General features: G+C 39.8%; 24 protein-coding genes. All 24 read left to right on the forward strand.

Features of this window, described 5'->3' with window-relative positions:
* Window positions 1–37 precede the first annotated feature (37 nt).
* The gene (gene kdsB, locus RYM16_RS01380; protein WP_288187796.1) at window positions 38–769 is read left to right on the forward strand and encodes a 3-deoxy-manno-octulosonate cytidylyltransferase; all 732 of its coding nucleotides are present in this window, start codon (window positions 38–40) and stop codon (window positions 767–769) included.
* A complete protein-coding gene (gene kdsA / locus RYM16_RS01385; protein WP_105081432.1) occupies window positions 770–1,588 on the forward strand; it encodes a 3-deoxy-8-phosphooctulonate synthase in 819 nt (272 codons plus the stop codon). It begins immediately after the preceding gene.
* Between the two features lie 11 nt (window positions 1,589–1,599).
* Window positions 1,600–2,571, forward strand: a complete 972-nt coding sequence (locus RYM16_RS01390) for an SIS domain-containing protein (RefSeq protein ID WP_105097508.1) — start codon at window positions 1,600–1,602, stop codon at window positions 2,569–2,571.
* The gene (locus RYM16_RS01395) at window positions 2,571–3,092 is read left to right on the forward strand and encodes an HAD-IIIA family hydrolase (RefSeq protein ID WP_314358143.1); all 522 of its coding nucleotides are present in this window, start codon (window positions 2,571–2,573) and stop codon (window positions 3,090–3,092) included. The genes RYM16_RS01390 and RYM16_RS01395 overlap by 1 nt, the downstream gene beginning before the upstream one ends.
* Window positions 3,093–3,106: 14 nt before the next feature.
* The gene (locus tag RYM16_RS01400) at window positions 3,107–4,039 is read left to right on the forward strand and encodes a lysophospholipid acyltransferase family protein (protein ID WP_314981879.1); all 933 of its coding nucleotides are present in this window, start codon (window positions 3,107–3,109) and stop codon (window positions 4,037–4,039) included.
* Window positions 4,026–4,562, forward strand: coding sequence for an LPS export ABC transporter periplasmic protein LptC (lptC, locus tag RYM16_RS01405; protein WP_287292647.1), 537 nt, complete (start codon window positions 4,026–4,028; stop codon window positions 4,560–4,562). The genes RYM16_RS01400 and lptC overlap by 14 nt, the downstream gene beginning before the upstream one ends.
* 12 nt (window positions 4,563–4,574) lie before the next feature.
* Window positions 4,575–5,297, forward strand: a complete 723-nt coding sequence (locus RYM16_RS01410) for an LptA/OstA family protein (RefSeq protein WP_287292646.1) — start codon at window positions 4,575–4,577, stop codon at window positions 5,295–5,297.
* 9 nt (window positions 5,298–5,306) lie between these two features.
* Complete coding sequence (gene lptB, locus RYM16_RS01415) at window positions 5,307–6,026, forward strand: LPS export ABC transporter ATP-binding protein (protein WP_009352674.1); 720 nt, start codon at window positions 5,307–5,309, stop codon at window positions 6,024–6,026.
* Between the two features lie 8 nt (window positions 6,027–6,034).
* Window positions 6,035–7,126: an LptF/LptG family permease gene (locus RYM16_RS01420; RefSeq protein WP_105081436.1), complete on the forward strand. Its 1,092-nt coding sequence runs from the start codon at window positions 6,035–6,037 to the stop codon at window positions 7,124–7,126.
* An 85-nt stretch (window positions 7,127–7,211) separates the two neighbouring features.
* Window positions 7,212–8,426 carry a DUF3084 domain-containing protein gene (locus tag RYM16_RS01425; RefSeq protein ID WP_314981881.1) on the forward strand — a complete coding sequence of 405 codons (1,215 nt, stop codon included), beginning with the start codon at window positions 7,212–7,214 and terminating at the stop codon, window positions 8,424–8,426.
* Window positions 8,427–8,540: 114 nt separating this feature from the next.
* The gene (locus tag RYM16_RS01430) at window positions 8,541–9,068 is read left to right on the forward strand and encodes a hypothetical protein (RefSeq protein ID WP_314981883.1); all 528 of its coding nucleotides are present in this window, start codon (window positions 8,541–8,543) and stop codon (window positions 9,066–9,068) included.
* A complete protein-coding gene (locus RYM16_RS01435) occupies window positions 9,058–9,927 on the forward strand; it encodes a YitT family protein (protein ID WP_009352688.1) in 870 nt (289 codons plus the stop codon). Before RYM16_RS01430 ends, RYM16_RS01435 begins: the two co-directional genes overlap by 11 nt.
* A gap of 9 nt (window positions 9,928–9,936) precedes the next feature.
* Complete coding sequence (gene lepB, locus RYM16_RS01440) at window positions 9,937–10,521, forward strand: signal peptidase I (RefSeq protein WP_314981885.1); 585 nt, start codon at window positions 9,937–9,939, stop codon at window positions 10,519–10,521.
* 633 nt (window positions 10,522–11,154) lie between these two features.
* Complete coding sequence (locus tag RYM16_RS01445) at window positions 11,155–12,414, forward strand: S-layer homology domain-containing protein (RefSeq protein ID WP_314981887.1); 1,260 nt, start codon at window positions 11,155–11,157, stop codon at window positions 12,412–12,414.
* A gap of 610 nt (window positions 12,415–13,024) precedes the next feature.
* Window positions 13,025–14,230: a putative porin gene (locus RYM16_RS01450; RefSeq protein WP_314981889.1), complete on the forward strand. Its 1,206-nt coding sequence runs from the start codon at window positions 13,025–13,027 to the stop codon at window positions 14,228–14,230.
* A 287-nt stretch (window positions 14,231–14,517) separates the two neighbouring features.
* Window positions 14,518–15,330, forward strand: a complete 813-nt coding sequence (locus RYM16_RS01455; protein WP_314981891.1) for a Cof-type HAD-IIB family hydrolase — start codon at window positions 14,518–14,520, stop codon at window positions 15,328–15,330.
* A 12-nt stretch (window positions 15,331–15,342) separates the two neighbouring features.
* Window positions 15,343–16,257, forward strand: a complete 915-nt coding sequence (rapZ, locus tag RYM16_RS01460) for an RNase adapter RapZ (protein ID WP_009352646.1) — start codon at window positions 15,343–15,345, stop codon at window positions 16,255–16,257.
* 12 nt (window positions 16,258–16,269) lie between these two features.
* On the forward strand, window positions 16,270–17,619 hold the full coding sequence (yvcK, locus tag RYM16_RS01465) for a gluconeogenesis factor YvcK family protein (RefSeq protein ID WP_105081309.1): 1,350 nt from the start codon (window positions 16,270–16,272) through the stop codon (window positions 17,617–17,619).
* Window positions 17,620–17,634: 15 nt separating this feature from the next.
* Complete coding sequence (gene whiA / locus RYM16_RS01470; RefSeq protein ID WP_314981893.1) at window positions 17,635–18,582, forward strand: DNA-binding protein WhiA; 948 nt, start codon at window positions 17,635–17,637, stop codon at window positions 18,580–18,582.
* A gap of 12 nt (window positions 18,583–18,594) precedes the next feature.
* Window positions 18,595–21,369 carry an ATPase gene (locus RYM16_RS01475; RefSeq protein ID WP_314981895.1) on the forward strand — a complete coding sequence of 925 codons (2,775 nt, stop codon included), beginning with the start codon at window positions 18,595–18,597 and terminating at the stop codon, window positions 21,367–21,369.
* 351 nt (window positions 21,370–21,720) lie between these two features.
* Window positions 21,721–22,671: an aspartate carbamoyltransferase catalytic subunit gene (locus tag RYM16_RS01480; protein ID WP_105081312.1), complete on the forward strand. Its 951-nt coding sequence runs from the start codon at window positions 21,721–21,723 to the stop codon at window positions 22,669–22,671.
* The gene (locus RYM16_RS01485) at window positions 22,655–23,944 is read left to right on the forward strand and encodes a dihydroorotase (RefSeq protein ID WP_314981896.1); all 1,290 of its coding nucleotides are present in this window, start codon (window positions 22,655–22,657) and stop codon (window positions 23,942–23,944) included. The genes RYM16_RS01480 and RYM16_RS01485 overlap by 17 nt, the downstream gene beginning before the upstream one ends.
* Before the next feature lie 133 nt (window positions 23,945–24,077).
* Window positions 24,078–24,845 (forward strand): dihydroorotate dehydrogenase electron transfer subunit, encoded by a 768-nt coding sequence (locus tag RYM16_RS01490; RefSeq protein ID WP_273298754.1) that lies wholly within the window; start codon window positions 24,078–24,080, stop codon window positions 24,843–24,845.
* Window positions 24,845–25,790, forward strand: a 946-nt coding sequence (locus tag RYM16_RS01495; protein WP_314981899.1) for a dihydroorotate dehydrogenase, incomplete at its 3' end; no start/stop codon positions are given. The genes RYM16_RS01490 and RYM16_RS01495, both read left to right, overlap by 1 nt.

Here is a 25,790-nt window from a genome sequence, read left to right on the forward strand (position 1 = left end):
TAATAAGATACACGAATAACAGAAATGGGGTTTTATTGTGAAGTTTGGATGTGTCATTCCTGCCCGTTATGGTTCTACTAGATTACCTGGTAAACCATTAGCTGATATTGCAGGAAAGCCGATGATTGAACGTGTTTACGATAGGGTGTCTCAAGCAACAAAAACGGCATGTACTATTGTTGCTACTGATGATGACCGCGTTTATTCTGCAGTTCAACAATTTGGGGGAACTGTTATGATGACAGACCCTAATCATCCGACAGGGACTGATCGATTAGCAGAGGTTGCTAGTCATTATACTGACTTAGATGTAGTTATCAATGTCCAAGGTGATGAGCCTATGATTGAGCCAAACCTTATTGATGACTTGGCCCATCTATTTGAAGAGGATCCAAACTTACAAATGGCTACCGTAGCCACTCCTTTATTAGAGGAGGAATACGATGAACCGTCAGCGGTAAAGGTCATTTTAAATAATCGCAATGATGCGATGTATTTTTCAAGATCTTTAATTCCCTATCCTCGCCATGATTTTGTGCGAACTCCATTAAAACATATTGGTATCTATGCGTATCGTAGAGACTTCTTATTAAATTACGCTAAGATGGAGCCAACTGCTGCGGAGCAAACAGAATCGTTAGAGCAATTACGCGCTCTTGAAAATGGCTATACTATTCGTGTTATTCTTACAGATAAACGATTTATCGGTGTAGACACACCGGAAGACTTAGCTCGTGTAAATGCAATTTACGAGCAAGAGGAGAAATAAATGAAAACAGTTCAAATTAAAGATATTACAGTAGGCGGTGGCAAAGGCTTATTCGTTCTTGCTGGACCATGTGTTATCGAGGACTATGATCGTACATTAGCCATTGGTAAACGTGCAAAAGAGATCTGTCAGCGTTTAGGTGTTCCATACATCTTTAAAGCATCTTTCGATAAAGCTAATCGTTCTAGCTTTGGTTCCTTCCGTGGCCCAGGTCTAGAAGAAGGTTTAAAAATGCTCGCTTCTATTAAGAAGGAACTCAACGTACCAGTTGTAAGTGATATTCACTCTATTGAGCAAATAGAGCCTGCTGCTGAAGTATTAGATATTCTTCAAATTCCAGCTTTCTTATGCCGCCAAACAGACCTTGTCTACGGTGCCGCTAAAACTGGTAAATGCGTAAATGTAAAAAAAGGCCAATTTATGGCGCCTAAGGACATGGAAAATGTTCTTAATAAAATGAAAGAAACAGGTAATGAAAATCTTATGCTTACAGAACGTGGTTTTAGCTTTGGCTATAACAACCTCGTAGTAGATATGAGATCGTTCCCAATCATGCGCTCTTTCGACTATCCTGTAATCTTTGATGCTACTCACAGTGTTCAATTACCAGGCGGTGCAGGTACTAAATCTAGCGGTAATCGAGAATTTGTACCTAACTTGGCTCGCGCAGCTGTAGCTAGTGGCGTAGATGGCTTGTTCTTTGAAGTGCATGACAATCCAGAGGAAGCATTATCCGATGGTCCAAACATGTTGTATTTAGATCAATTCGAAGCTGTGCTTCGCGATTTAGTAGCTATTGATAAAATCGTAAAAGGTTAGGGGCGGTATTTGTGACTATTTTAGAACAAGCTGCACAAGTGCTTCATGAGGAAGCTCGTGCTATAGAAGAATTAAGTTCTCGTTTGGATCACAACTTTGTAAATGCTGTAAATATGATTTTGGCTTGTAAGGGTCGTGTAGTATGTACGGGAATGGGTAAATCTGGTCATATAGGCCGTAAAATTGCGGCTACCTTGGCAAGTACAGGGACTCCAGCATTATTCATGCATCCTGGTGAAGGCGTACATGGTGATCTCGGTATGATTACAGAAGATGACGTAGTATTAGCCTTTTCTAATAGCGGTGAAACTGGGGAAATCATTAGTATTTTGCCCTCCTTGCGTCGCATAGGTGCAAAATTAATCTGCGTTGTAGGGAAACCGGAGTCTACATTAGCTAAGAATTCCGACATCGTATTGTTGGCTGAAGTAGAACGTGAAGCCTGTCCACTAGGATTAGCGCCTACTACAAGTACTACAGTTGCGTTGGCGCTAGGAGATGCATTAGCTGTATGCTTATTAGAGCGTCATCATTTTACACCGGAAAACTTTGCAGTATTCCATCCAGGTGGTTCTTTAGGTCGTAAGCTGTTGCTGACTGTGGAAAATATCATGCACGGTGGTGAAGATAATCCTACTGTATTTAAAGGTGCTACTGTTCGAGATGCACTCTTTGTAATGACAGAAAAAGGATTGGGCGCTACTAATGTAATCGATGAAGAAGGTCACTTATTAGGTCTTGTTACTGATGGTGATGTCCGCCGCGGTCTTGATTCTGGCAGTAATTTCTTAGAATGGCCTGTAGAGGATATGATGACTGCTATGCCTCGCACAATTACTAAGGACAAACTGGCTGCTGAAGCTCTTCACTTGATGGAGAAAAATCAACCACGTCCAATTACTGTTTTACCTGTTGTAGATGGTAATAATGTATGTCTTGGCATTGTTCATATTACGGATTTATTGCGTAGAGGCATTGTATAATGAATATTCAATGGATTGTTCTCGATGTGGATGGCGTTTTATCTGATGGATCTCTCGTTTATACATCGAGTGGAGAAGAGCTGAAATCTTTTTCTGTAAAAGATGGCTTAGGCTTAACAGCGGCTCGTAAATCAGGGATTAAACTTGCCATTATTACAGCTCGTATTTCTCCTATGGTTGAGCGTCGTGCTAAGGAGCTTCACTTTGATGCACTTCTTATGGGCCATGCTAATAAAACAGAAGCATTAAGAACTCTCTGTACAGAACATCAAATCGACTTAGAGACGATTGCATACATGGGAGATGACCTCAATGATTTGGGGGCTCTTCAAATAGTTGGTTTACCAATGGCGCCAAATAATGCGGTACCAGAGGTAAAACAATTAGCAAAATTTATTTCTACTGTTAATGGCGGTCAAGGTGCCGTAAGAGAAGCTGTAGAGTATATCTTGAAGAATCAAGGATTATGGGAAACTGTCGTAGCAGACTATGCACGAGAGGCCCATGCTCATGGACAATAAAGGAGGTGGGCAGAATGAATAACGAATGGCAATACCATTTAGTTAAAGGCATTAGCTGGCTTGTTTGCCGACTGCCGTACAAGCTCATTTTGCTCATAGGCGCTAGTTTAGGTCCTGTATATGGGCTACTAGCGAAGAAGCAAAAACTTAGAGGTATTAAAAATATCAAAATTGGCATGAACATGAATGATCAAGAGGCAGAACAACTCATTGATAAGTTGTTCAAAAACCTTGGCCGTAGTGTTATGGAAGTATTGTATATGCCAAACCTTACAAAATCCTTTATCGATGAACATATTGAAATGCGTGGTGTCGAATATTTAGAAGAAGCCATCGCAGAAGATAAGGGTGTTATTGTTCTTACTGGACATGTAGGGAATTGGGAATGGATGGGCGCTGCTATGGCGGCTCATGGATACCCATCTACTACAATTGTTAAGAAACAACCAAATGCTCAATTTACACGTCTTATGAATGAGTATCGTGAGATGGTAGGACTTGATGTATTTGCAAGTGGTGGCAACGAAATCGTTTCCGCTGCAAAGGCCTTAAAGAAGAAAAAACTGCTTGGCTTCTTAGCTGACCAAGATGGATATATACATGGTTTACCGGTTCCGTTTTTAGGTCAAGACTCCTCAGCGGTTATTGGGCCAGCTACATTTGCGAAGAAATTTGGTTCACCTGTAGTTCCGATTTTTGCATCTCGCAAGCCTGAAGGTGGGCATATTGTTCACATTTTACCTGCATTGCATTATATTGAAACTGGTGATGAAGATGCAGATATGTATCGTTTAACTGAGGAATGTGTACGCGTTACTGAAGACTTCATCCGCCAGCATCCAGATGAATGGCTTTGGTTCCAACATCGCTGGATGACTAAGATGGATCAAATTATTGATTATGATAAGAAGATAGCTGCACGGGAGAGGGCACATGAAAAACAATAAAAAATTAATTGCCATTGTGGCCGCTATAGTGTTGGCTTTAATTGGTCTTATCGTATACATTATGAAAGACTCTAATGAGGTTACTACTACTCAAAATCCGAGTGGTCAACTCGTTAATTTCCAAGGTGCTGACCTACAAGAGGAGAAAGATGGCAAATTAGTGTGGGCTTTATCAGCTGAAAAGATTGAATATGACCCACGGACAAAGGCCATTGTTTTGACAAACTTGAAGGGGCTTTTCTATCAAGATGATGTGACTACTACTATTACAGCTCCTCATGCTGTATTGACGGGTGACCGCAATTCTCTTGATATCGACCAAGGTGTTACAGCTACCAATACGGAAGGTGCAGAATTTAAAACAGAAGCCCTTCACTTTGATAACAAAACGAAAATGTTGACATCTAAGTCGGCTTTTACTTATAACAGTAAGGATGTAACTCTTACAGGCGATAAGCTTGAAGGTAATATGTCTTTGAAAATTATTAAAGCCATTGGCAACGCAAAATTAACGAAGAAGTAATTGAGGGGAAATATGATGAATAAGAAAAAACAGATTGGTATGGCTATTTTGGCTGTACTCATGACAGCATCTGTTACAGCTTGGGCTGCAAATGATCCATTGACTATTAGCGCTGATACATTGTCTTATGATGGCAATACAGGTCGTGCTGATGCAACCGGTAATGTTGTTATTACTCAAGCGGATAAAACTATGACTGGTGCCAATGGTTGGTACAACACAAAAACTCAAGAAGCAAGTCTTGAAGGTGGTGTATCTTTGATTGGTTCTGATATGGCTATGTCTGCTCAATCAGTTCATAGTTACAACAATAATAAATTTACTGCTAGTGGTGGTGTTCATTTACAACGTGGTGATCGCCAAATTTTTGGTGACAGTGTGGAATATAGTACTGATTCCGAATATGGTCTCGTTAGTGGTAATGCTCGATTGATTGCTGAAGGTACAACATTGACAGGTGATCAAGTAGAAGGTTGGCTGAAGGAGATTCGTGCAGTAGCACAAGGTAATGTAACTTTCAATAATCCTGAAAGAAATGTATCTGGTTCTGCAGACCGAGCTACATACACACAAACACCAAACCAAAATGATGGTGTTGTACTCTTATCTGGTTCTGCTCATGCCGTTCAAAATGGCAATGTGCTAAACGCGCCAGAGCTTAGAATTCGTCTAGCTGATGATTCTGCTGAAACATTAGGTGGCCGTAGTACGCTCATCATTGTTCCGAATAAATAAGGATAGTATATGTATATAGAAACCAAAAACTTAGTTAAAACCTTTAGCGGGAGAAACGTTGTAGATGGGGTAAGTCTACGCGTTGATAAAGGGCAAGTTGTAGGTCTATTAGGTCCTAATGGGGCCGGTAAAACTACGTCATTCTATATGATTGTAGGTATTGAAAGACCAAGCTCGGGCATCATTACCGTTGATGGCAAGGATATTACCAATATCCCTATGTATAAACGGGCTGCTGAAGGTATTGGATACCTACCACAAGAGGCATCAATCTTTAGATCTATGTCTGTAGAGGATAATATTCGTGCTATGCTACAGACTACGACGAAAACATCTGATGAGATTGAGGCTATTGTGGAGTCGTTAATTGAAGAATTCCATATCGGTCATGTTCGTGATCGCATGGGGATGCAATTATCTGGTGGTGAACGACGTCGTGTAGAAATTGCTCGTTGTCTTGCACTAGAACCTAACTTCATCCTTTTGGACGAACCCTTTGCTGGTGTCGATCCAATTGCAGTAGCGGATATTCAACAAATTATTTTACATGTTAAAAATCGAGGTATAGGTATCTTGATTACAGACCACAATGTGCGTGAAACATTGGGGATTGTAGATAAAGCCTATATTTTGAGTAGTGGCAAAATCCTCCTAGAGGGTACCCCTGATGAAATCGCAAACGACCCAATCGCTCGCGAACATTATTTAGGGGATAACTTTAGATTATAGGAGGGACGATGAGATTATTAGATAAATATATTTTAAAAGCCTTCGTAGGCCCATTCCTATTTGGGGTATTTGCTTTTACCAGTATTTTTATTGGTACAGGCACATTATTTAGAATTGCTCAATACATTACTGAATATGGGGCACCATTATTGCTTGTTATGAAAGCCTTTGTCTTGGCCTTACCAAGTATTGTTATCTTAACATTCCCTATGTCAGTACTCCTGGCGTCTCTTATGACCTTTAGTCGTTTGAGTAGTACTAGTGAGATTGTAGTTATGCGTGCCGGTGGCCTTAGCTTCTTGCGTCTTGCGATGCCAGTATATATCATTGCTCTTATGATTTCTATTGGAGCGGTAGCATTTAATGAATTTGTCGTACCTCGTACAAACCATATGTATCAAACTATTGTACGAGAAGAAATCATGAAAAATGCGACTCCTCAAACACAAAATCACATTGTGTTGAAAGCGATGAATGGCGATGAGTTAGGTACATTAATGTATGCAAAGAGCTACAATGCTGAGACTAAACAGTTGTCTATGATTACGGTGCAACAGTTTGGAGAAGGTGGCAAACTACAGCAAGTTGAAAATGCTGACACTGCTATCTGGAATGGTCAGTATTGGGTAATGCAAAATGGTATTATCTATGACGTATCTGCTGGAGATGGTGTAGAACGAACTATGAAGTTTAAGGAACAATCCTTACCGATTAAATCTGCTCCAAAAGATATTCAGCAAGATCAACGCAAACCTGAAGAATTAACAATTAAGGAGTTGCGTCATCAAATTAAAGCATATAAGGCAGCATATACTAATGCTAATAAGTTGGAAATGGAAATGTACCAACGTTTTACAATTCCTCTTGCTAGCTTTGTCTTTGCTTTAGTAGGTGCACCACTAGGACTTCAAAAACAACGTTCTAGCTCATCAATCGGTTTTGGTATTAGTATTCTAATCATCTTTATCTACTATGGTGTAATGACATTTGCTGGTGCTTTAGGTAAAGGTGGAGCGATGCCAACTGTATTAGCTGCATTAATACCTGATACATTAGGTATCATCGCAGGCTTATATTTAAATTGGCGCGTATCGAAGTAACCTGGGATAAAGAGATAAACTAGAATTAGGAAATCTAGTTTTATAATTGATTTGACTATTGTAATCTTATGAAAGGAGGGACTCGATGGTAGTAGGTGTTAAAATCTTAATAATTATTGCCCTTATGGGTGGTCTAATAGCCTACATGGGAGATAAGTTAGGCACCAAAGTTGGTAAGCGTCGCATGTCCCTCTTTGGATTGCGACCTAAGCATACATCGATTATTGTTACTATTGTAACAGGTCTACTAGTTGCCGCTGCTACAGTAGGTGTTTTATCCTTTACCTCTCAAAGTGTGCGAACTGCATTGTTTGGTATGGACCAATTGAGAGCGGATATGAAACATCTTAATGAAGAGGTTGCTGCAAAGACACAAGAGCTTATTCGTGGTAAAGCCTTGCTTGAACAAAATAAGCAAGAGCTTGAGGAGCGAATGGCCGAAATAGAACAAATTCGTCGCGAAGTAGAAGCTACAAAAGCTGAATTAGCTAGTGCTCAAGCAGCTAAGGATGCTACTGAAGCAGAACTTGCATCGCTACAATCATCTTATGCAGAGGTATCTAAAAAGTTAGCTAATCTTGAGGCTACTCGAGCTAAGATGGAAGCCCATATAAAAGAGCTACAAAATACACAAGAACAATTGCAAAATGGCATTATTCATCTGCGGGAAGGGACAATACTATTCCAAGTAGATCAATTATTAGCCCAAGCTGTTGTTCGTCCTGGATTGAGTGCTGAAGATAGTAATGCGACTATCAAGCATATTATTGATGATACTAATCAGTTAGTCTTGCGCCGTCTTGGTATAGAAGATCAAGGTCAAGCTGTAGTTTATGTTGATCGTCAAAATATTGAGGTGGCTACTCAAAAGTTAATCGACTCTAAGACACCAATGGTTGTTCAAGTTGTAGCGGCAGGAAATATTATTTCTGGTGAACCTGCAGTAGCGCTTATCCAAGTGTATCCACAACAGTTTATCTATAAGAACAATGAAGTTATTCACTCTACTGTTATGGATGGTGGTAGCAATGCTCAATCCTCTATGCTTCAATTCTTGAAACAAGTAAATGAAAAAGCAAAAGCCAAAGGTATTATACCTGACTCTTTATCTGGGGATATTGGGACCATACCAGGCGATGATTTATTTACTGCCATTAGGCGTGTCAGCACAATGCATGGCAAGGTTCATGTAGAGGCTTATGTAGATGGCGATACGTATTCTTCTGGTCCTGTACATCTTAAATTGCGTATTACTCAAATGCCTGCTCTAAATGATAGGGTAAAAATGCAAACAAATTAATATAAGTATGTTGGTTTCATACATTATAGTAGAGAGGGTCTTATGTAAATTTTTACATAAGACCTTCTTTTTATGTTAAAATATAACTACTGTATTTACAAAGAGGATAGTTAAATGACTGAAAATACATATATTTTGGCAGTAGACCCAGGTAATGAAAAAACAGGTGTTGCTATTGTAACACCTGATGGATCTATGGTATGTCGCAACATTATTTCTACGAAGACCTTCAAGGAGGATATTGAACGTCTACTACCAGAATATTTTGGACACGTTCATATTGTCTGTGGAAATGGTACGAATCATAAACATTTATATCCATCTCTTCAACAAATTGGACGTAATCATAAAATCACTACAAGCTTAATCGATGAATCTCATAGTACAGAAGAGGCGCGTAAATTATATTGGAAATACAATCCACCTACAGGATGGCGCAAGTTTCTTCCTACATCTATGCAGTTTCCACCTGAACCTGTAGATGATTTAACGGCGCTTGTAATTGGCTTACGCTATACAAAGCAATTGGCTCAAAGTAAAATCGAAGTAAAAGAAGCGACGATAAGCTCTAGTGAGTTAGAAGAAAAACGATTACATGCTATGGAGCAGTTATACGGAAAAGGAGAAGTACATGACAAGTGAGACTTCAACGCGTAACTGGTCAAACCTTATTATGCGTTGTGTAATGATGATTTTAGGGGCCTTTATCTATACGGTGGGCTTAGATTTATTTTTAGTACCCAATAGCATCATCGACGGTGGTGTAGTTGGTATTTCGTTGATGGCTGCGGAATTATCTGGTATATCCTTTAGTATTTTCGTAGTACTTATCAATTTACCATTCTTGTATTTAGGATATAAAGCAATTGGTAAAGGGTTTACTTTATCTACATTGTTTTCCATTGTCTGGATGGCTATATTCTCTAACTTTGCTCATGATTTTACACCTATTACGACAGATCCATTTTTAGGTTCTATCTTTGGTGGTATAATCTTAGGTATTGGTGTGGGCCTTATTATTCGTAATGGTGGCTCTTTAGATGGCTCTGAAATCGTAGCTATTATTTGGGATAAGAAGTCTACTTTCTCGGTAGGTGAAATCGTAATGGCTATGAATTTAATCATTCTTGGGGCAGCCGGCTTTGTTTATAGCTGGAATAGTGCAATGTATTCTTTAATTGCTTATTTCATTGCCTATAAGATGATTGATGTAACCATTACAGGTCTTGAAGAATCTAAAGGTGTTATGATTATTACTGATGCGGATAACTCTAAAGATATTGCAGATGCATTAAATGCTAATCTTAACCGCGGTGTTACAATTATGTATGGTGAAGGTGGTTATTTAAAACAACCGAAGCATATATTATACTCTGTAGTAACACGTCTTGAGATTACAAGATTAAAGGATACCGTTTATGAAGTCGATCCAGCTGCGTTTATTACCATTCAAGACGTACATGATGTCTTTGGTGGAAGATTTACAAAAGGTGGTCATTAAGGGGATAATATGAGTAATAAATTAAGTAATACAATAATAAAAGAAATTCTAGATTGGATTTATGCCATCGTGTTAGCGTTGATTATTGCTATGGTAATTCACATCTTTTTGATTCAACCAACACGTGTATCTGGTGAATCTATGGATGATACATTGCACAATGGCCAATATTTAATCGTTACAAAATGGCACCATATCATGAATGAAATGCCAGATTACGGTCAAATTGTTATCATCGATAGCCGTGTCAATCGTGCTCGTACTTGGGTAGATGATGTGAAAGAGCCATTGATGAATTACGCATCTGTTTTTAATAAAGCTGCTCAAACTAATGATGTATGGGTAAAACGCGTTATCGGTCGCCCTGGTGATGTATTAGAGTTTAAAGATGGTCACGTATGGCGTAATGGGGAACAATTACAAGAGCCATATACTAAAGATCCTAAAATGAACTTTACTCGTTCTACGCCTGTAATCGTTCCAGATGGTCATGTATTTGTAATGGGGGATAATCGAAATCACTCTAGCGATAGTCGTTTTATCGGCCCTGTACCTGTAGATCATATTTTAGGATTTGTATCCTACGCAATTTAATAATGGTAAAAGCCTATCTATTGATGTAATTGATATGTACCCCCTTTACTGGACAACAGTAAAGGGGGGGACATATCAAATGACATTGTAGATAGGCTTTTTTGTTAAAATTACGATGGCCTTACAACATTGTAAATGGTTTCTAGTAGTATACATTAGTATATAGCGTTATATAAAGAAGATTAATGATTTAAAAGAAGGAAATATATTAAATGAAAGTCTTGAACCATACATTTATAAAACGAAATATTTAATGTAATACAAATAAATTAGAAAAATTAATTAATGATTAGTGTTGATTGGATGAAATAAGTAGAAAAAAATAGGTTTAAGAAATGAAATTGTGTAAAATTTAATTTTAGAAAATGCAGTAAAAATCAATGTTTATGAGATTATTTTTATTCATGAATGAAATTTCATCAAATTTAGTTGTGTAAAATGCTTTACAAACTTTTTGAGTGGTGGTATATTCACATCACAGAAGGACGACACCACAAAGTGGTTGATCTAAGATAGATAATTAGTAGAGGAAACGTGGACACTCCTAATAGATCTTTCATAGTGATACTACATATGTAGTGAATGTCTTCTGCGAATATATATTCTTATATGAAAAGAAAGAAGGAATTCATTATGAAAAAACAATTTGCCACAATTTTAGCAGCAACAGCAGTATTAGGTGTAACAACAGCATTCGCTGCAAACCCATTCTCCGATGTAACTCCAGATAGCTGGGCATACCAAGCAGTATCTCAATTAGCACAATCCGGTATCGTTAATGGTTACCCAGATGGCACTTTCAAAGGCCAAAACAACATCACTCGTTACGAAATGGCTCAAATGGTAGCTAAAGCAATGGCTAACCAAGACCGTGCTAATGCAGAACAACAAGCAATGATTAATCGCTTAGCTGATGAGTTCTCTAACGAGTTGAACAATTTAGGTGTTCGCGTATCTCGCTTGGAAGACCGCGTTGGTAATGTAAAAGTAACTGGTGATATGCGTATTCGTCACCAAGGTTCTGAAGATAGCGGCGTTTACTCCAATGGTAAATCCTTAACAGATGGTCGTGCGCGTGTACAATTCAACGCTAAAGTAAATGACAAAACTGAAGCAGTTGTTCGTGTAAAAGGTAACTATGAATTTGGTGACTCCACAAAAGGTGCTGACGCAAAAATCGATCGCGCTTATGTAGATCACAAATTTGGTAATCATGTATCCGCTAAAGGTGGTCGATTCCAACAAACAATTGGTAGTGGTTTAATGTACGATGATACATTCGACGGTGCTCAATTGAATGTAGGCAATGATAAAGTTCAAGTACAAGGTGCTTACGGTTACATGGTAGACGGCGCTGCTGCAGGCAACTCCAAATCTGATAACCCTTCCGTAGCTTATGTAGGCCTTAAAGGTAAAGTTGGTCAAGAATCTACAGTTGGTGGCTTCTACTCCAAATTATCTAGCGGCAATTTAAACCACAACGGTGCTACAGTAACTTCTGATAGCCAAAACGTATACGGCTTCAATGCGGACTTCCGTAAAGATAAAGTATGGGTTGGTGGTGAATGGTTGAAAGCATCCAACGTAAATGACTCCCAAGCTTGGACAGCCGGTGTTGGTTATGGCAACTACGACATCGCTAAAAAAGGTACATGGGATGTAAAAGGTCAATACTTCAACCAAAAAGCTAACGCTCCAATCGTAAGCTCCACTTGGGATCAAGCATATGACTTAACAAATACATCTAATGGTTACAAAGGTTACATGGCTAGCGTAGACTACGCAGTACAAGATAACGTAGGCTTATCTGCTGGTTATGGTTTCAACTCTAAAGACCAAAGCGGTAATGATCTTTCCGATTTCTACCGTGCAGAATTAAACTACAAATTCTAATTCCCTCACAAACAAAAAAAGGCTTCTTCGGAAGTCTTTTTTTGTTGTATAAAAACTTATTTACTATCTTTTGTATATAATAGTATATATATAGTAAAATAAATATATATATAAGTAGAGTTAGATTATCGAATAAATTAGTAGTTCACAGTATTGTTGATACAATATATTGTATGAGGTATTTATGAATCGTTTTGCATAAAACCTTTAATAGATTATTAATATTATATTCATTAATTAGCACTACTTAACAATAAAGGTGATAAATAATCTCATTTAAACTAAAAACAGATAAATTTAATAAATTTATTGAAAAAAATTATGCCTCACAAAACTAGATATCATCTAAATTTGAAGGCATTTTAAATTATAAAATTTTTATAATGAGAATGAAAATGAGAAAAAAGGGTTTACACGAAAATTTGGTTATGCTAATATCACCGTAGCAAGAGATAACAAACACATGAAACGAAGAACTTCGATGTGGAATGTGGCGAGGAAACGTGGACACTCCCAGAAATTCTTAATCTGAAGAACGGAGTAGAATGTGAATGTTATAACTTGTAACATTTTATATTTCTATTTTTTTTCAGAAAGAAGGAATTCAACTATGAAAAAACAATTCGCAGCAATCTTCGCAGCAACAGCAGTTTTGGGTGTAACTACTGCATTCGCAGCTAACCCATTCTCCGACGTAACTCCAGATTCTTGGGCATACCAAGCAGTTTCCCAATTGGCTAACGCTGGTATCGTTAACGGTTACCCAGATGGCACTTTCAAAGGCCAAAACAACATCACTCGTTACGAAATGGCTCAAATGGTAGCTAAAGCTATGGCTAACCAAGACCGCGCTAACGCTGAACAACAAGCTATGATCAACCGTTTGGCTGATGAATTCTCCAACGAATTGAACAACTTGGGCGTTCGTGTAGCTCGTTTGGAAGACCGCGTTGGTAACGTAAAAGTTACTGGTGATGCTCGTCTTCGTTACCGTGATGCTGAACACGCTAAATCCAAATTCGACGCTCGTGCACGTTTGCAATTCAACGCAAAAGTTAACGACCGTACTGATGCAGTAGTTCGTGTTGCTTCCAACAACTTCGAATTAGGTGATTCCCGTAATGGTTCTAACGTAGGTGTGTCTGTTGACCGCGCTTATGTTAACCACAAATTCGGTGAACGCGTATCCTTGAAAGCTGGTCGTTTCGGTCAAGTAGCTGGTGGCGGTCTTGCATTCGATGGCACATTCGACGGTGTTCAATTCAACGCTGGTAACGACAAAGTTAACGCTCAAGTAGCTTACGGTTACGCAGTATCCGGCGAAGCAGCTGGCTTAACTAAAGATCAAAACGTAACTAACGTACTTGTTAACCTTAACGGCAAAGTAGGTAAACACACTATGGTTGGTGGTTTCTACGATCGCGTAAACCAAGACTCTGGTGTTAAAAATATCTACGGCTTCAACGCTGACGCTAACTTTGACAAAGTTTGGGTAGGCGGCGAATGGTTGAAAGCTTCCAACCTTGACAAATCTCAAGCTTGGACTGCAGGCGTTGGTTTCGGTAACTACAACATCAAAAAACAAGGTACTTGGGATGTAAAAGCTCAATACTTCAACCAAAAAGCTAATGCTCCAATCGTAGATACTACTTGGAACCATATGTACACTACAGATGCTAAAGGTTGGATGGCAACTGTTGACTACGCATTGCAAAACAACGTAGGCTTGTCCGCATACTACGGCTTCGACTGGAAAACTCAAGACGGTGCTGAATACGCTGACTTCTACCGTGCAGACCTTAACTACAAATTCTAATTTGATAGTTATCAATACAAAAGAGACTCCTTCGGGAGTCTCTTTTTTGTGCGTAAAATATATAGATCTATGTGAAATTGATATATAAGACTTTTTATTGTGTCATTTAAGTTTAACATTTTAATATTCATGATGTACGTAAAACAATTTTGGGGTTTATTTATTAGTAAGGTTAAATAATAGATAAATATCAAGTTTATTGACGTGAAACTAGGTTATTTCTATGTATATGAGTGCTATAAATGGTATAATAAAGAGTATTAGATTTTCCTATAAAGGAGGCAAATATGAATCCTTCTTTTTCTCGTATTAAAATGGTGGCTATCGATTGTGACGAAACCTTGGTACGCAGCAATAATACTGTTTCTGACTATACTGTAGATGTATTACAAAGGCTGCATAAAAAGGGGATTGCCATCACTATAGCTACGGGGCGCATGTACCAGACGGCTAAGCCTATTGGCTTGGCTTTACAGCTTGGTAATGTACCGATGATTTTATTTTCAGGTGGCCTTATTCAAGAGTTAGAGACGGGGCGTAAGCTTTTTGAGCAGACTGTTTCTATTCAGGCTGTACGTCGTATTTTTGATTTAGCTAAACAATACAATTGGCACATTCAATCCTATGTGGATGATCACTTATTATGCCACCATAAAACATGGCAGTCCGATCTCTATGAAACCCAGACAGGTGCTAAAGCGGAGTTTTTAGGGGATGAATTATATAACTTAATATCCGAACCTAATAAATTAATTGCTATCGATACTGTAGAAGGTATTGATAGAATTATTGATACCTTAACGCCTTTCGTGGGGGATGTAGTTACATTAGTTCGCAGTCAACGTGACTTTTTAGAAATCATTGCTCCGAATGTATCTAAAGGGCGTGCTTTGGCACAGTTAGCTTTTGATAATCACATCGATTTAGAGAATATTATATCCTTTGGCAATGCAGAGAATGATATTTCAATGCTCAGTGAAACCGGTTATTCAGTAGCGGTTGAAAATGCTACTGATCATGTGAAATCTGTAGCCCATGCAATTTGCGGTCACCATAATGAAGATGGTGTAGCCCGCTGGATTGAAGAGAATCTTTTATAATGGAGTAAAACTATGGAAGCCTTTCGTTTATTAATCGTTACTGGCATGTCTGGTGCTGGTAAAACTCAAGTATTACAGGCCTTAGAGGATATGGGGTATTTATGTATCGACAATATTCCACCTGTGCTGATTCCAAAATTGAGTGAAATTTGCCGTCAAGGTGGGGAGCGTACAAATCGGGTAGCTTTAGTGGTAGATATTCGTGGTGGTGAGTTCTTTGAAGCTCTCTCTTCATCTCTTGATAGATTAAAAGATATGAAGGTAGATTTTGAAATCGTATTCATGGACGCTACTGATGAAACATTAATTCGTCGCTATAAAGAAAGTCGTCGGAGCCATCCATTGGCTCCAGATGGGTTGATTACGACTGGTCTCAAAAAAGAGCGTCAAATTCTTAATTCTGTACGCCATAAAGCAGACTTCATCATTGATACTACAAATATGAAAACAGCTAGTCTTAAAGAGTATTTAAAAACTCGCTTTACTCAAGTGGATGAAGGTCATGGCATGGCTATTACGGTAGTTAGCTTTGGTTTTAAATATGGTATTCCTCTCGATGCGGACATGGTATGGGATGTACGCTTCTTACCAAATCCGTTTTATATTCCTGAATTCCGACATAAAACAGGTCGCGTGAAGGCCGTTAATGAATATATTCATTCCTTTGAAGTAACAGATGAGTTTAAAAAACGCTTCTTTGATACGGTAGATTTTCTTGTACCAAATTATGAACAAGAAGGTAAATCTCAATTTATCGTAGCGGTAGGCTGTACTGGTGGTATGCATCGATCTGTTGCTATGGCAGAATCATTATATTCTCACTTGTTAGAAAAAGGCTATCGTGTATCTGTTGAACATCGAGATATGATGAAAAATAATGTAGAAGAAGACTTTAATCCTCATGAAATTAAAACACTTGGTAACTAGATAGAGGTTCTTATGTTGCGAAAAAGATGGTTCCGGTGGCTAAGTCCGGGCCTAAATATAAAACGTTGGCTTGCCCTGTTTAGTGTTGGTGTAGGTCTATTAATTATTGGTATTTCATTGATGTTTAACTATCAATGGCTTGCCGTGCTTGAAGATATTGTACTAGCCTTTTCTTATGATTTAACGGGCTTTTACAATTATAATGTTCTCATTGCTGTAGGATTTGTACTATTATCCATCGGTGCTATACTGATGCTCATCGGTACGAGTAAGGTTATTAAAACGATTATTCGTGCTGTATTACCAAATCCTGATAGCAAAGTATCGGATATTATTTTTCAGAATATTCGCCTTGATAAGGGCCCAAAAATCGTCGTTATCGGCGGTGGCACGGGGTTATCAAACTTATTGCGTGGCTTGAAGTCTCATACGTCAAATTTGTCAGCTATTGTAACTGTGGCTGATGATGGCGGTTCTTCTGGTCGCTTGCGTCAAGATTTTAAAATGATTGCTCCTGGCGATTTGAGAAACTGCTTGATTGCATTAGCTGAACAAGAAGGGGTTATGGAAAACCTGTTCCGTTACCGCTTTGAAGGGGAAAATGAGCTATCTGGGCATAGTTTTGGTAACCTCTTTATCACAGCACTTGCTCAAGTATATGATGGCGATGTGGAGGAAGCGCTTGAAGCGGCTAGTAAATTGTTGCGTGTACGAGGTCGTGTAATTCCGTCGTCTACTGAGTTCATTAAATTAGTAGCGGAGATGACTGATGGTACTATCGTAGAAGGTGAAAGTAATATTCCGAATTCTGGAAAGCGCATTCAACGTATTTACAGCGATCCTGCTCAACCAAAACCGGAAGGTGCTGCTTTGCGTGCCATCGATGAAGCAGATGTAATCATCTTTGGTCCTGGTAGTTTATATACTAGTATTATTCCAAATCTGTTGACCGATAAGATTGCCTCTCATGTAAGAGCAAGTAAGGCCAATAAAATCTATATTGCTAATGTTATGACGCAGCCAGGTGAAACCACGGGTTATACATTAAATGACCATGTAGAGGCTTTAATTGCTCATGGTGGGGAAGGTATTGTAGATACCGTCCTTGCTAATGACGGTCCGTTGCCAATTCAAATGGTTGAGCAATATAGTGCTGTAGGCTCTGAACCTGTAGCATTAGATACGAAAAAATTACAAGCTAAAGGTATTCGTACAATTCGTGCTACCTTGATTAGTTCTAAAAAGCCAGCTGTTCATGATCCAGAACGGTTAGGCAAAGTCATTATGGATATCGTTCGTGCTATGCAATCTAACACAGAACCACATATCCTAGAATATTATCTCCAACGAGACGATCATTAATAAGAAAGGATACCCATGTCATTTGCAGAAGATGTAAAAAATGAATTATGCCAATATGAATCCTCTAGTGATGCAGATGTGGCCATGAAAATTGAAGCGTCCTGCTTATTGCGCATGGGTGGATCTATCATTTTAGGTATGAAAGGTGCCGTGGGAATTCGATTGGCTACGGCTAATAATGCGGTAGCTCGTCGTTTGCTAGGCATTTTAAAGAAACAATACGAATTACCTACTAATGTATTAGTACGACAAGGCTTAAACTTGCGTAAGAAAAATATGTATACCTTATCTGTAGAGCCATCTATGGAGGGGCGTCAAGCTTTAGAAGACCTTGCACTATGGCCTGTAACTGAACAAATTCCACGCAGTTGGCTCAAGTCTATGGAGTCTCGACGTGCTTTTTTACGGGGTGCATTCCTAGGGGGAGGATCCGTTAATAAACCGCAAAGTGATTATCACTTAGAGTTTATGACGGGTAATGAAAGTTTTGCACGGGAGATTATCCATGTGTTACGGCTCTTTCACATTCACGCTGGATTGACAGAGCGCAAGGAAGAGTATGTAGTATACCTTAAAGAAGGCGATGCAGTGACGAACTGCTTACAAATCATGGGTGCTCAATCTGCTCTGATGGAATTTGAAAACGTACGGATTATGAAGACTGTACGAAATCAGATTAATAGACAGGTAAACTGTGAAACTGCAAATTTACAAAAGGTTGTAGATGCAGCGGTACGTCAGGTAAAAGCCATCCGTATTATTGATAGAGAAATCGGTATTGAAGAACTGCCTGAAAAATTGCGAGTTATTGCAAGACTTCGGTGGGAAAATCCCGAAGCGAGTTTAAAAGAGCTAGAAGAGTTAATGGATGGTGAACTGTCTAAATCGGGCATTGGCCACCGTCTTAAAAAGATTGAAGCATTAGCACTTACATATGACCCGATGGGGCTTGAAGAAATATAGAGGTAATAATATATGTTTTCTTATAAATCAAGATATTGTGTAGCTGCGGCTATGGCCGCCATGGCTGCTATTACAGGCCATGTAGAGGCTCGTGATATAGATTTACAATCAATTGGATATTTTCAGTTCTCTCCGTTACCACCCACATTGGTAGCTCAAACGGATACATTACTCCTATCAGATAGCCCTGAATACGTAGGGCCTGTAGGTGGTACGCTTAGTGCAGGTACAATTAATGGCAATGGCCGTATCTATTTTTATCATGTAAATGAAATGGATCAGCCTCATAAAATTGCTATTGTTCTTGAAAATCAAACGGCATATCCTAATACAGTCCATGTAATGCGACAGTTAAAGTCTGTAGCCACACCTGACTATTTTGCGGCTGGTCGTGATTTGTCGCGTAAAGATTTAGAACAGCCTCTTAATGAAAGCCCTAATGCTAGACCATTATATTCATTAAGTATTCCACCACAAGGTCGTAAACTAATATTTAGCGATTTAGAGCAAACGCCTGTATATCAAGACGCATTATTTACAGGGATTGTAGATATTAAAACGGAAGCGCCTGTATTTGCTCGCGTTATGATGCTACCTATGGGTATTGATGCTGTAGATGCATCTCATTGGGCGAAAAATTTGCCTATTGATGAAATTCAGTTGCGTGGTACCTATACTGGGTCTAAGCGTAATATGGAGGTTACTACACCATTTGATACGACATTAGGCGGTGCTTTTGTAGAAATCGGTAATGATCGTGAAGATATGTTTATCAACGGTGTAGACGAAATGCAAAATAAAGCATTTGTTCGCGATCGTGGTAACTATGGTGTATCTTATACACTAAAAATTCCTACAAAGGGTAATGAACCATTTAGATTGTATTTTAACCCTCTTGGTGGTCCCTATTCTGGTTCCTTTACGGTGAAAGCATTACACCAACAAGGTGCTCGCCGTGGTCAAACAGATACACGAACCTATCATATTGGCGGTGCTGATGGTATCTCTGCACTTGGAGATGGAACTATTTTAGATAGTCGCATCATGGGTAACTATAACGCAGGTGATTTATTAACATTAAACTTTATGCCTGCAGGGGCATCTAACTTGCCGATACGGTTCTTGTTAATCCCTGAATCTCTTGCAAATCCACAAAAACATCAAACTATTGCTGTTAATGTTCCTAAGGATGTAAAAGATAGTTTAGGTCATCCAACTCAAGGGGCTACGCAAATTCCGGTTGGACCTATAGGTGGTAAAGATAGCAATAAAGGTACTGTAGATACTACAAAATCCACTTTGACACCTAGTAAGCAGGCAGAGAATATCGCTCATGAAGAAACTAAAAAGTTAAGTGATAAAGCAGCTGCTGAAGCTAAGAAAGAAGCTCAACTTAAAAAATCAAAAGAAGCAGAGGAAACATTAGCTCGTAAAAAAGCAGAAGAAGCTAAATTAGCTGCTGAAAAAGCAGAAATGGCACGCAAGGCTGCAGAAGCCAAACATGCTGAAATTGAGCGTAAAATGGCAGAAAAAGCCGAAGCTGATCGCAAGGCAGCTGAATTAAAAGCGGCTCAAGAGGCGCAAGCGGCAAAAGAAAAAGCTGCGTTAGAGGCTAAGAAAGCTGAAGAAATGCGACAAGCAGAAGAGGCAAAACGCATTGAAGCGGCTAGAAAGGCTGAGCTTGAACGTAAAGCTGAGGAAGCTCGCAAGGCGGAAGAAGTGCGTAAAGCTGAGTTGGCACGTATCGAAGCAGCACGTAAGGCGGAAGCAGAACGTTTAGAAGCAGCACGAAAAGCGGAAGCGGCTCGCATAGCAGCCGAAGAAAGACGTCTTGAAGAAGAGCGTAGAATTGAAGCCGCTCGTGTAGAGGCCGCTCGTAAAGCCGAGGAAGCACGTAAGGCGGCTGAGGCTAAGGCTCGCTTTGAAGCGCAACGAGCGGCAGAAAAGGCGGCCTTAGAAGCTAAGAAAGCCGAAGAAGAACGTTTAGCAGCAGAAGCAAAAGCTCGTTTAGAAGCACAGCGAATTGAAGCGGCTAGAAAGGCAGAAGAGGCTCGCCGTGCTGAGGAAGCTCGTAAAGCTGAAGAAGCACGAATTGAGGCTGCTCGTAAGGCAGAGGAAGCACGTTTAGCAGCAGAAGCAAAACGTGTTGAAGAAGCGCGTAAAGCAGAAGAGGCGAGAATTGAAGCGGCCCGTAAAGCCGAACAAGCTCGCTTGGTTGAAGAAACTCGTAAGGCAGAGCAAGAACGACTTGCGGCAGAACGAGCTGAAGCAGAACGCCAAGCCGCAGAGGCTCGCCGTATTGCTGAGGAACGATACCAAGCGCATCTTGAAGCGGAACGTAAGGCCGAAGCGGCTCGTCAACAAGCGTTGGCACAAGCTGAAATCGAACGTAAAGCTAAAGAGCGTGCTGAAGCGATTCAACGCGTTAAAGAACAACAAGAAAATGCTCGTCGTCGAGCGGAGCTTGCTCGACAACAAATTGAAGCGGAACGTAAAGCGGCTCAAGCTGCTAAGACTGGTCCATCCTTTAACGAGCTTGACGATATTCATGAAGATACACCGAATGTAACAATTCCAAATGCAGTATCTATCGATGAATTAACTAAGCCAAGACCGACAGCATCTCAAAATACGCGTCGTCGTGATCAACGACAACCGCAAGTGCCACAAAATCAGCAATATGTGCAAGTGAACCCGATGCAAACTGCGCCGATAGCTCCATTGGCACCGCAAAATGAACAGCAAAACGAAGAACACAATCCTCCAAGAATTTATCCTTTAGGCTAATACTGTTAACTTCAATTGATAAAATTTTTAAGTTAAATTAGTCTATTGTGAGGGGTTAAAAGCTGTTTAAATATAGAGAGGACAAGCAATTTTATGTGCTTGTCCTCTTTTTAAAATCATTATGAATTTTGCGTTTTACATTGACTTTCATAGGTAGATTCAGTACAATAAAAAAAGAAAATGCGTATATGGTACGAGAGACCATTGCATAATACAATACCTTTTAATTTAGTCCAGAGAGGCTGAAAAAGGAATATAGTTGAAGCGCCCATAAGGGCTTCTTTGTGCAAACTATTTGACCTTTTGCCCTGGGCAAAAGGTCTTTTTTGTTACGTGAGTTAGGAGGAAATCATGGGACAAGTTAGCCTAAAAGGCAAACATTTATTAGGTTTGCAAAATGTGTCACCTGAAGAAATCAAATTGATTTTAGATGTGGCAAAGAAAATGAAGAACATCGTACTTTCTGATGACAAGAAGGTTCCACTTTTGAAGGGGAAATCTATTATTAACCTCTTTATGGAGCCAAGTACTCGTACCCGTAGTTCCTTTGAGTTGGCCGGCAAATATTTAGGGGCTGACGTTATCAATCTTTCTCCAAGTGGCTCTTCCATGGGTAAAGGTGAAAGCTTCCGCGATACATTGTTAACAATGTCCTACATGGGCACAGATGCTATCGTAATGCGCCACAGCGCAGAAGGTGCACCTTTATATGCTACTAAAGCAGTTGATCCTATCATCATCAACGCAGGTGATGGCGCTCACGAGCATCCAACTCAAGCTTTGCTAGATATGTACTCTATTTTAGAGAAAAAAGAATCTCTTGAAGGCTTAAAAGTAGTAATTATCGGCGATATCATGCACAGTCGTGTAGCAAGATCTAACATCTACGGCCTTACTAAAATGGGTGCTGATGTACATCTAGCTGGTCCTCGTACAATGGTATATCCAGAACTTGAAAAACTAGGTGTTACTGTACACCATGATATTCGTGAAGCAGTTGCTAATGCAGATGTAGTAAACGTACTTCGAATTCAATTAGAACGTATTCACTCTGCACTATATCCTACAAATAGAGAATATGCACGAATCTTTGGCATCAATAACGAAGTACTGAAATTAGCTAAAGACGATGTAATGGTAATGCATCCAGGCCCGATGAACCGCGGTCTTGAAATTGCGCCAGATGTAGCATATTCTGATCAATCAGTAATTCAAGAACAAGTACGCAATGGCGTAGCTGTACGTATGGCTGTATTGTACTTAACTATTATCGGAGGTGACGGTAGTGAGCTTGCTTATTAAAAATGGTACGGTAGTAAATCCGGCGAAAAAACAAAACGAAGTAGTAGACGTGCTCGTAAAAGATGGTAAAATTGCAGCCATCGGTCAAAATTTAAGTGCAGACGGCGCTGAAGTATATGATGCAACAGGTCTTATCGTAGCACCTGGCCTTATCGATATTCATACACATTTGCGTGAACCAGGCCAAGAAGCAAAAGAAGACTTCCACTCTGGTACACAAGCAGCTGCAGCAGGTGGTTTCACACGTGTTGTAACTATGGCTAATACTAATCCTGTAGTAGATAATGCGATGCTAGTAAGAGGTTTGCAAAGACAAGTAGAGCTTACTGGTGTAGTTAAAGTAGAATTCATCGGCGCTGTATCCAAAGGTCTTGAAGGTAAAGAACTTGCTGAATTAGGCGATATGGCTGAAGCAGGTGTAGTTGCATTCTCCGACGATGGTCACTATGTAGAAAATGCGGCTTTCATGCGTCGCGCTTTAGAATACTCCTCCATGTTCAATAAAATGGTTATCGACCATGCGGAAGATATTACATTGACTAAAAATGGTCATATGCACGAAGGTATTGTATCTTATGAGCTAGGTGTTTCTGGTCGTCCTGCCGTAGCTGAAGATTTGGCTGTAGCACGTGATATCTTATTGTCTGAAATGACAGGTGGTCATATCCATATCGCTCACGTAAGTAGCAAAAACACGGTAGATATGGTTCGTCGTGCGAAGGCTAAAGGCCTTAATGTAACTTGTGAAGTTACAAGCCAACATTTATCCTTCACTGACGAATATTTACGCGAATATAACCCAGCTTTCAAAATGGCACCTCCAATTCGCTCCGAAGATCATCGTCAAGCTTTGTTAGAAGGTTTGAAAGATGGCACAATTGATGCCATTATCACAGACCATGCACCTCATGCATTTGAAGAAAAAGACCATGAGTTCTGCTGTGCACCAAATGGCTTCAGCGGTCTCGAAACATCTTTGGCAGCGGTTATTACAAATGCCTACGGTCCAGATAAACTTAGCATTGATCAAGTTGTGTACAATATGAGTACTCGTCCAGCTGAATTGATGCGTCTCGATGCAGGTGTTCTTGAAGTTGGCAAACCAGCGGATATTACAGTATTCTCTACAACTGAAGAATGGACTGTAGACCGCAATAAATTCTATACAAAAGGTAAGGTAAGCCCGTTCGATGGCATGACTGTTAAAGGTAAAGCAAAACTTACAGTCGTTAATGGCGAAGTAGTCATGAAGGAGGGCGTAGTCTTACGATAAAAGGCACGTTAGTACTACCTTGCTTAACAAGTCTCAATACAGCATGCGAAGTATTACGAGTTGTAGCAAATCGTATAAATAATGCAAATTATACTGTAGAAGCGTTACAGGATTTTGAATTGGAGTAATAATCATGAGTGGCTATGTAGAACAGGGCGAAGTCGTTCGCAATGAGCAAATAGGCTCTGATGTGTGGATTATGGATATCCACGCACCAAAACAAGCAGCAGAAGCAAAGGTAGGACAGTTTTGTAATGTTCGCGTAGCGGACTCAACGGCACCATTATTGCGCCGACCTATCAGCTATGCAGGCTTTGATGCAGAAAAGGGGACGATTACCCTTTTGTATCGTGTCGTAGGTAAAGGGACTGAGATTATGACTCACCTTGTTCCAGGCGATACTCTAGATTGTTTAGGTCCTTTGGGTGAGCCATTTGTTACATCTAAGAATATGCTTCTCGTCGGTGGTGGTGTAGGAATTGCACCAATGTTATGCATATCTTCCCATTTGAAAGAAGGGGAAGAAGCACAAGTTATTCTCGGTTTTAGAAATGAAAGCGAAACCTTCTGGGCTGACTTATTTAAAGATACGCCTGTTAAAGTACATATCACCACTGATGATGGTAGCGTAGGTACAAAAGGTTTTCCTACGGCCATCATGCCAGATCTGATTAATGCTAATTCTTTCACATCTGTTATGACTTGTGGTCCGACGCCGATGATGAAAGGTGTAGCTCAAGTGGCTAAAGACCTCAATGTACCATGCCAAGTTTCTCTTGAAGAGCGCATGGGTTGTGGTACAGGTGGTTGTTTAGGCTGTGGTTGTGATGGTGCAGAAGGTAAACGCTATAAAGTTTGTAAAGATGGTCCTGTATTCCCGGCTGAGGAGGTGTTCTTTTAATGAGTGAACGCGATTTAAATAACACCGTTACGCCAAATCCAAAGTTAGCTATCGATTATTGCGGTATTAAGATGAAAAATCCTATTATCGCTGCGTCTGGTACCTTTGGTAATGGCCCTGAATATGCAGGCTACGTTGATCTAAGCAATGAAGTAGGGGCTATCTCTGTAAAAGGTTTGACTCCAAAAGGTCGTCATGGTAACCGCGGTACTCGCATTGCAGAAACACCATCTGGTGTTTTGAATTGTATCGGCCTTGAAAATCCTGGGGCGGAATATTTTGTTACAGATATTTTGCCAGATTTAAAGAAATACGATGTACCATTACTTGCTAATATGTCTGCAGGCACCATTGAAGAATTTGCGTGGATGGCTGAGACTTTATCTGTAGATGGTATTGCAGGTTTAGAAGTTAACGTATCTTGTCCAAATGTAGAGTGTGAAGGTATGGCCTTTGGTGTAGACCCAAAGGTAGTTGAACAAGTAACTAAAGCAGTTCGTAAAGTTACCGATAAACCTGTTATTGTAAAACTTTCACCAAATGTAACAGACATTGTGGAAATTGCAAAGGCTGTAGAAGCCGGTGGTGGTGATGGGGTAAGTCTCATTAATACCATTCTCGGTATGGCCATAGATATTCACCGTCGACAACCTGTATTGGGTAATATTTATGGTGGTTTATCTGGTCCAGCTGTTAAACCGGTAGCACTTCGTATGGTGCACCAAGTTTATAAAGGGGTTAATATTCCTATTATGGGGCTTGGTGGAATTATGACTGGTACTGATGCTATCGAATTTATGATGGCTGGTGCTCAAGCCGTTCAAGTTGGAGTTGCTACGATGGTAGATCCAACAGCCATTTCACGTATTGCTCGTGAAATGAGTGAATATGTAGAACAATATAATTTAAATAGCATAACTGATATCGTTGGTGCTGTTCATAAAG

It is taken from the genome of uncultured Veillonella sp., from assembly GCF_963524655.1.
In the GTDB taxonomy this organism is placed as follows: domain Bacteria; phylum Bacillota; class Negativicutes; order Veillonellales; family Veillonellaceae; genus Veillonella.

What these genes read in the sequence shown, in the direction of transcription:
- kdsA (WP_105081432.1), top strand. Translation starts at nt 770, where the DNA reads ATGAAAACAGTTCAAATTAAAGATATTACAGTAGGCGGTGGCAAAGGC.
- RYM16_RS01395 (WP_314358143.1), top strand. Translation starts at nt 2,571, where the DNA reads ATGAATATTCAATGGATTGTTCTCGATGTGGATGGCGTTTTATCTGAT.
- RYM16_RS01400 (WP_314981879.1), top strand. Translation starts at nt 3,107, where the DNA reads ATGAATAACGAATGGCAATACCATTTAGTTAAAGGCATTAGCTGGCTT.
- lptC (WP_287292647.1), top strand. Translation starts at nt 4,026, where the DNA reads ATGAAAAACAATAAAAAATTAATTGCCATTGTGGCCGCTATAGTGTTG.
- RYM16_RS01410 (WP_287292646.1), top strand. Translation starts at nt 4,575, where the DNA reads ATGATGAATAAGAAAAAACAGATTGGTATGGCTATTTTGGCTGTACTC.
- lptB (WP_009352674.1), top strand. Translation starts at nt 5,307, where the DNA reads ATGTATATAGAAACCAAAAACTTAGTTAAAACCTTTAGCGGGAGAAAC.
- RYM16_RS01420 (WP_105081436.1), top strand. Translation starts at nt 6,035, where the DNA reads ATGAGATTATTAGATAAATATATTTTAAAAGCCTTCGTAGGCCCATTC.
- RYM16_RS01425 (WP_314981881.1), top strand. Translation starts at nt 7,212, where the DNA reads ATGGTAGTAGGTGTTAAAATCTTAATAATTATTGCCCTTATGGGTGGT.
- RYM16_RS01430 (WP_314981883.1), top strand. Translation starts at nt 8,541, where the DNA reads ATGACTGAAAATACATATATTTTGGCAGTAGACCCAGGTAATGAAAAA.
- RYM16_RS01435 (WP_009352688.1), top strand. Translation starts at nt 9,058, where the DNA reads ATGACAAGTGAGACTTCAACGCGTAACTGGTCAAACCTTATTATGCGT.
- lepB (WP_314981885.1), top strand. Translation starts at nt 9,937, where the DNA reads ATGAGTAATAAATTAAGTAATACAATAATAAAAGAAATTCTAGATTGG.
- RYM16_RS01445 (WP_314981887.1), top strand. Translation starts at nt 11,155, where the DNA reads ATGAAAAAACAATTTGCCACAATTTTAGCAGCAACAGCAGTATTAGGT.
- RYM16_RS01450 (WP_314981889.1), top strand. Translation starts at nt 13,025, where the DNA reads ATGAAAAAACAATTCGCAGCAATCTTCGCAGCAACAGCAGTTTTGGGT.
- RYM16_RS01455 (WP_314981891.1), top strand. Translation starts at nt 14,518, where the DNA reads ATGAATCCTTCTTTTTCTCGTATTAAAATGGTGGCTATCGATTGTGAC.
- rapZ (WP_009352646.1), top strand. Translation starts at nt 15,343, where the DNA reads ATGGAAGCCTTTCGTTTATTAATCGTTACTGGCATGTCTGGTGCTGGT.
- yvcK (WP_105081309.1), top strand. Translation starts at nt 16,270, where the DNA reads ATGTTGCGAAAAAGATGGTTCCGGTGGCTAAGTCCGGGCCTAAATATA.
- whiA (WP_314981893.1), top strand. Translation starts at nt 17,635, where the DNA reads ATGTCATTTGCAGAAGATGTAAAAAATGAATTATGCCAATATGAATCC.
- RYM16_RS01475 (WP_314981895.1), top strand. Translation starts at nt 18,595, where the DNA reads ATGTTTTCTTATAAATCAAGATATTGTGTAGCTGCGGCTATGGCCGCC.
- RYM16_RS01480 (WP_105081312.1), top strand. Translation starts at nt 21,721, where the DNA reads ATGGGACAAGTTAGCCTAAAAGGCAAACATTTATTAGGTTTGCAAAAT.
- RYM16_RS01490 (WP_273298754.1), top strand. Translation starts at nt 24,078, where the DNA reads ATGAGTGGCTATGTAGAACAGGGCGAAGTCGTTCGCAATGAGCAAATA.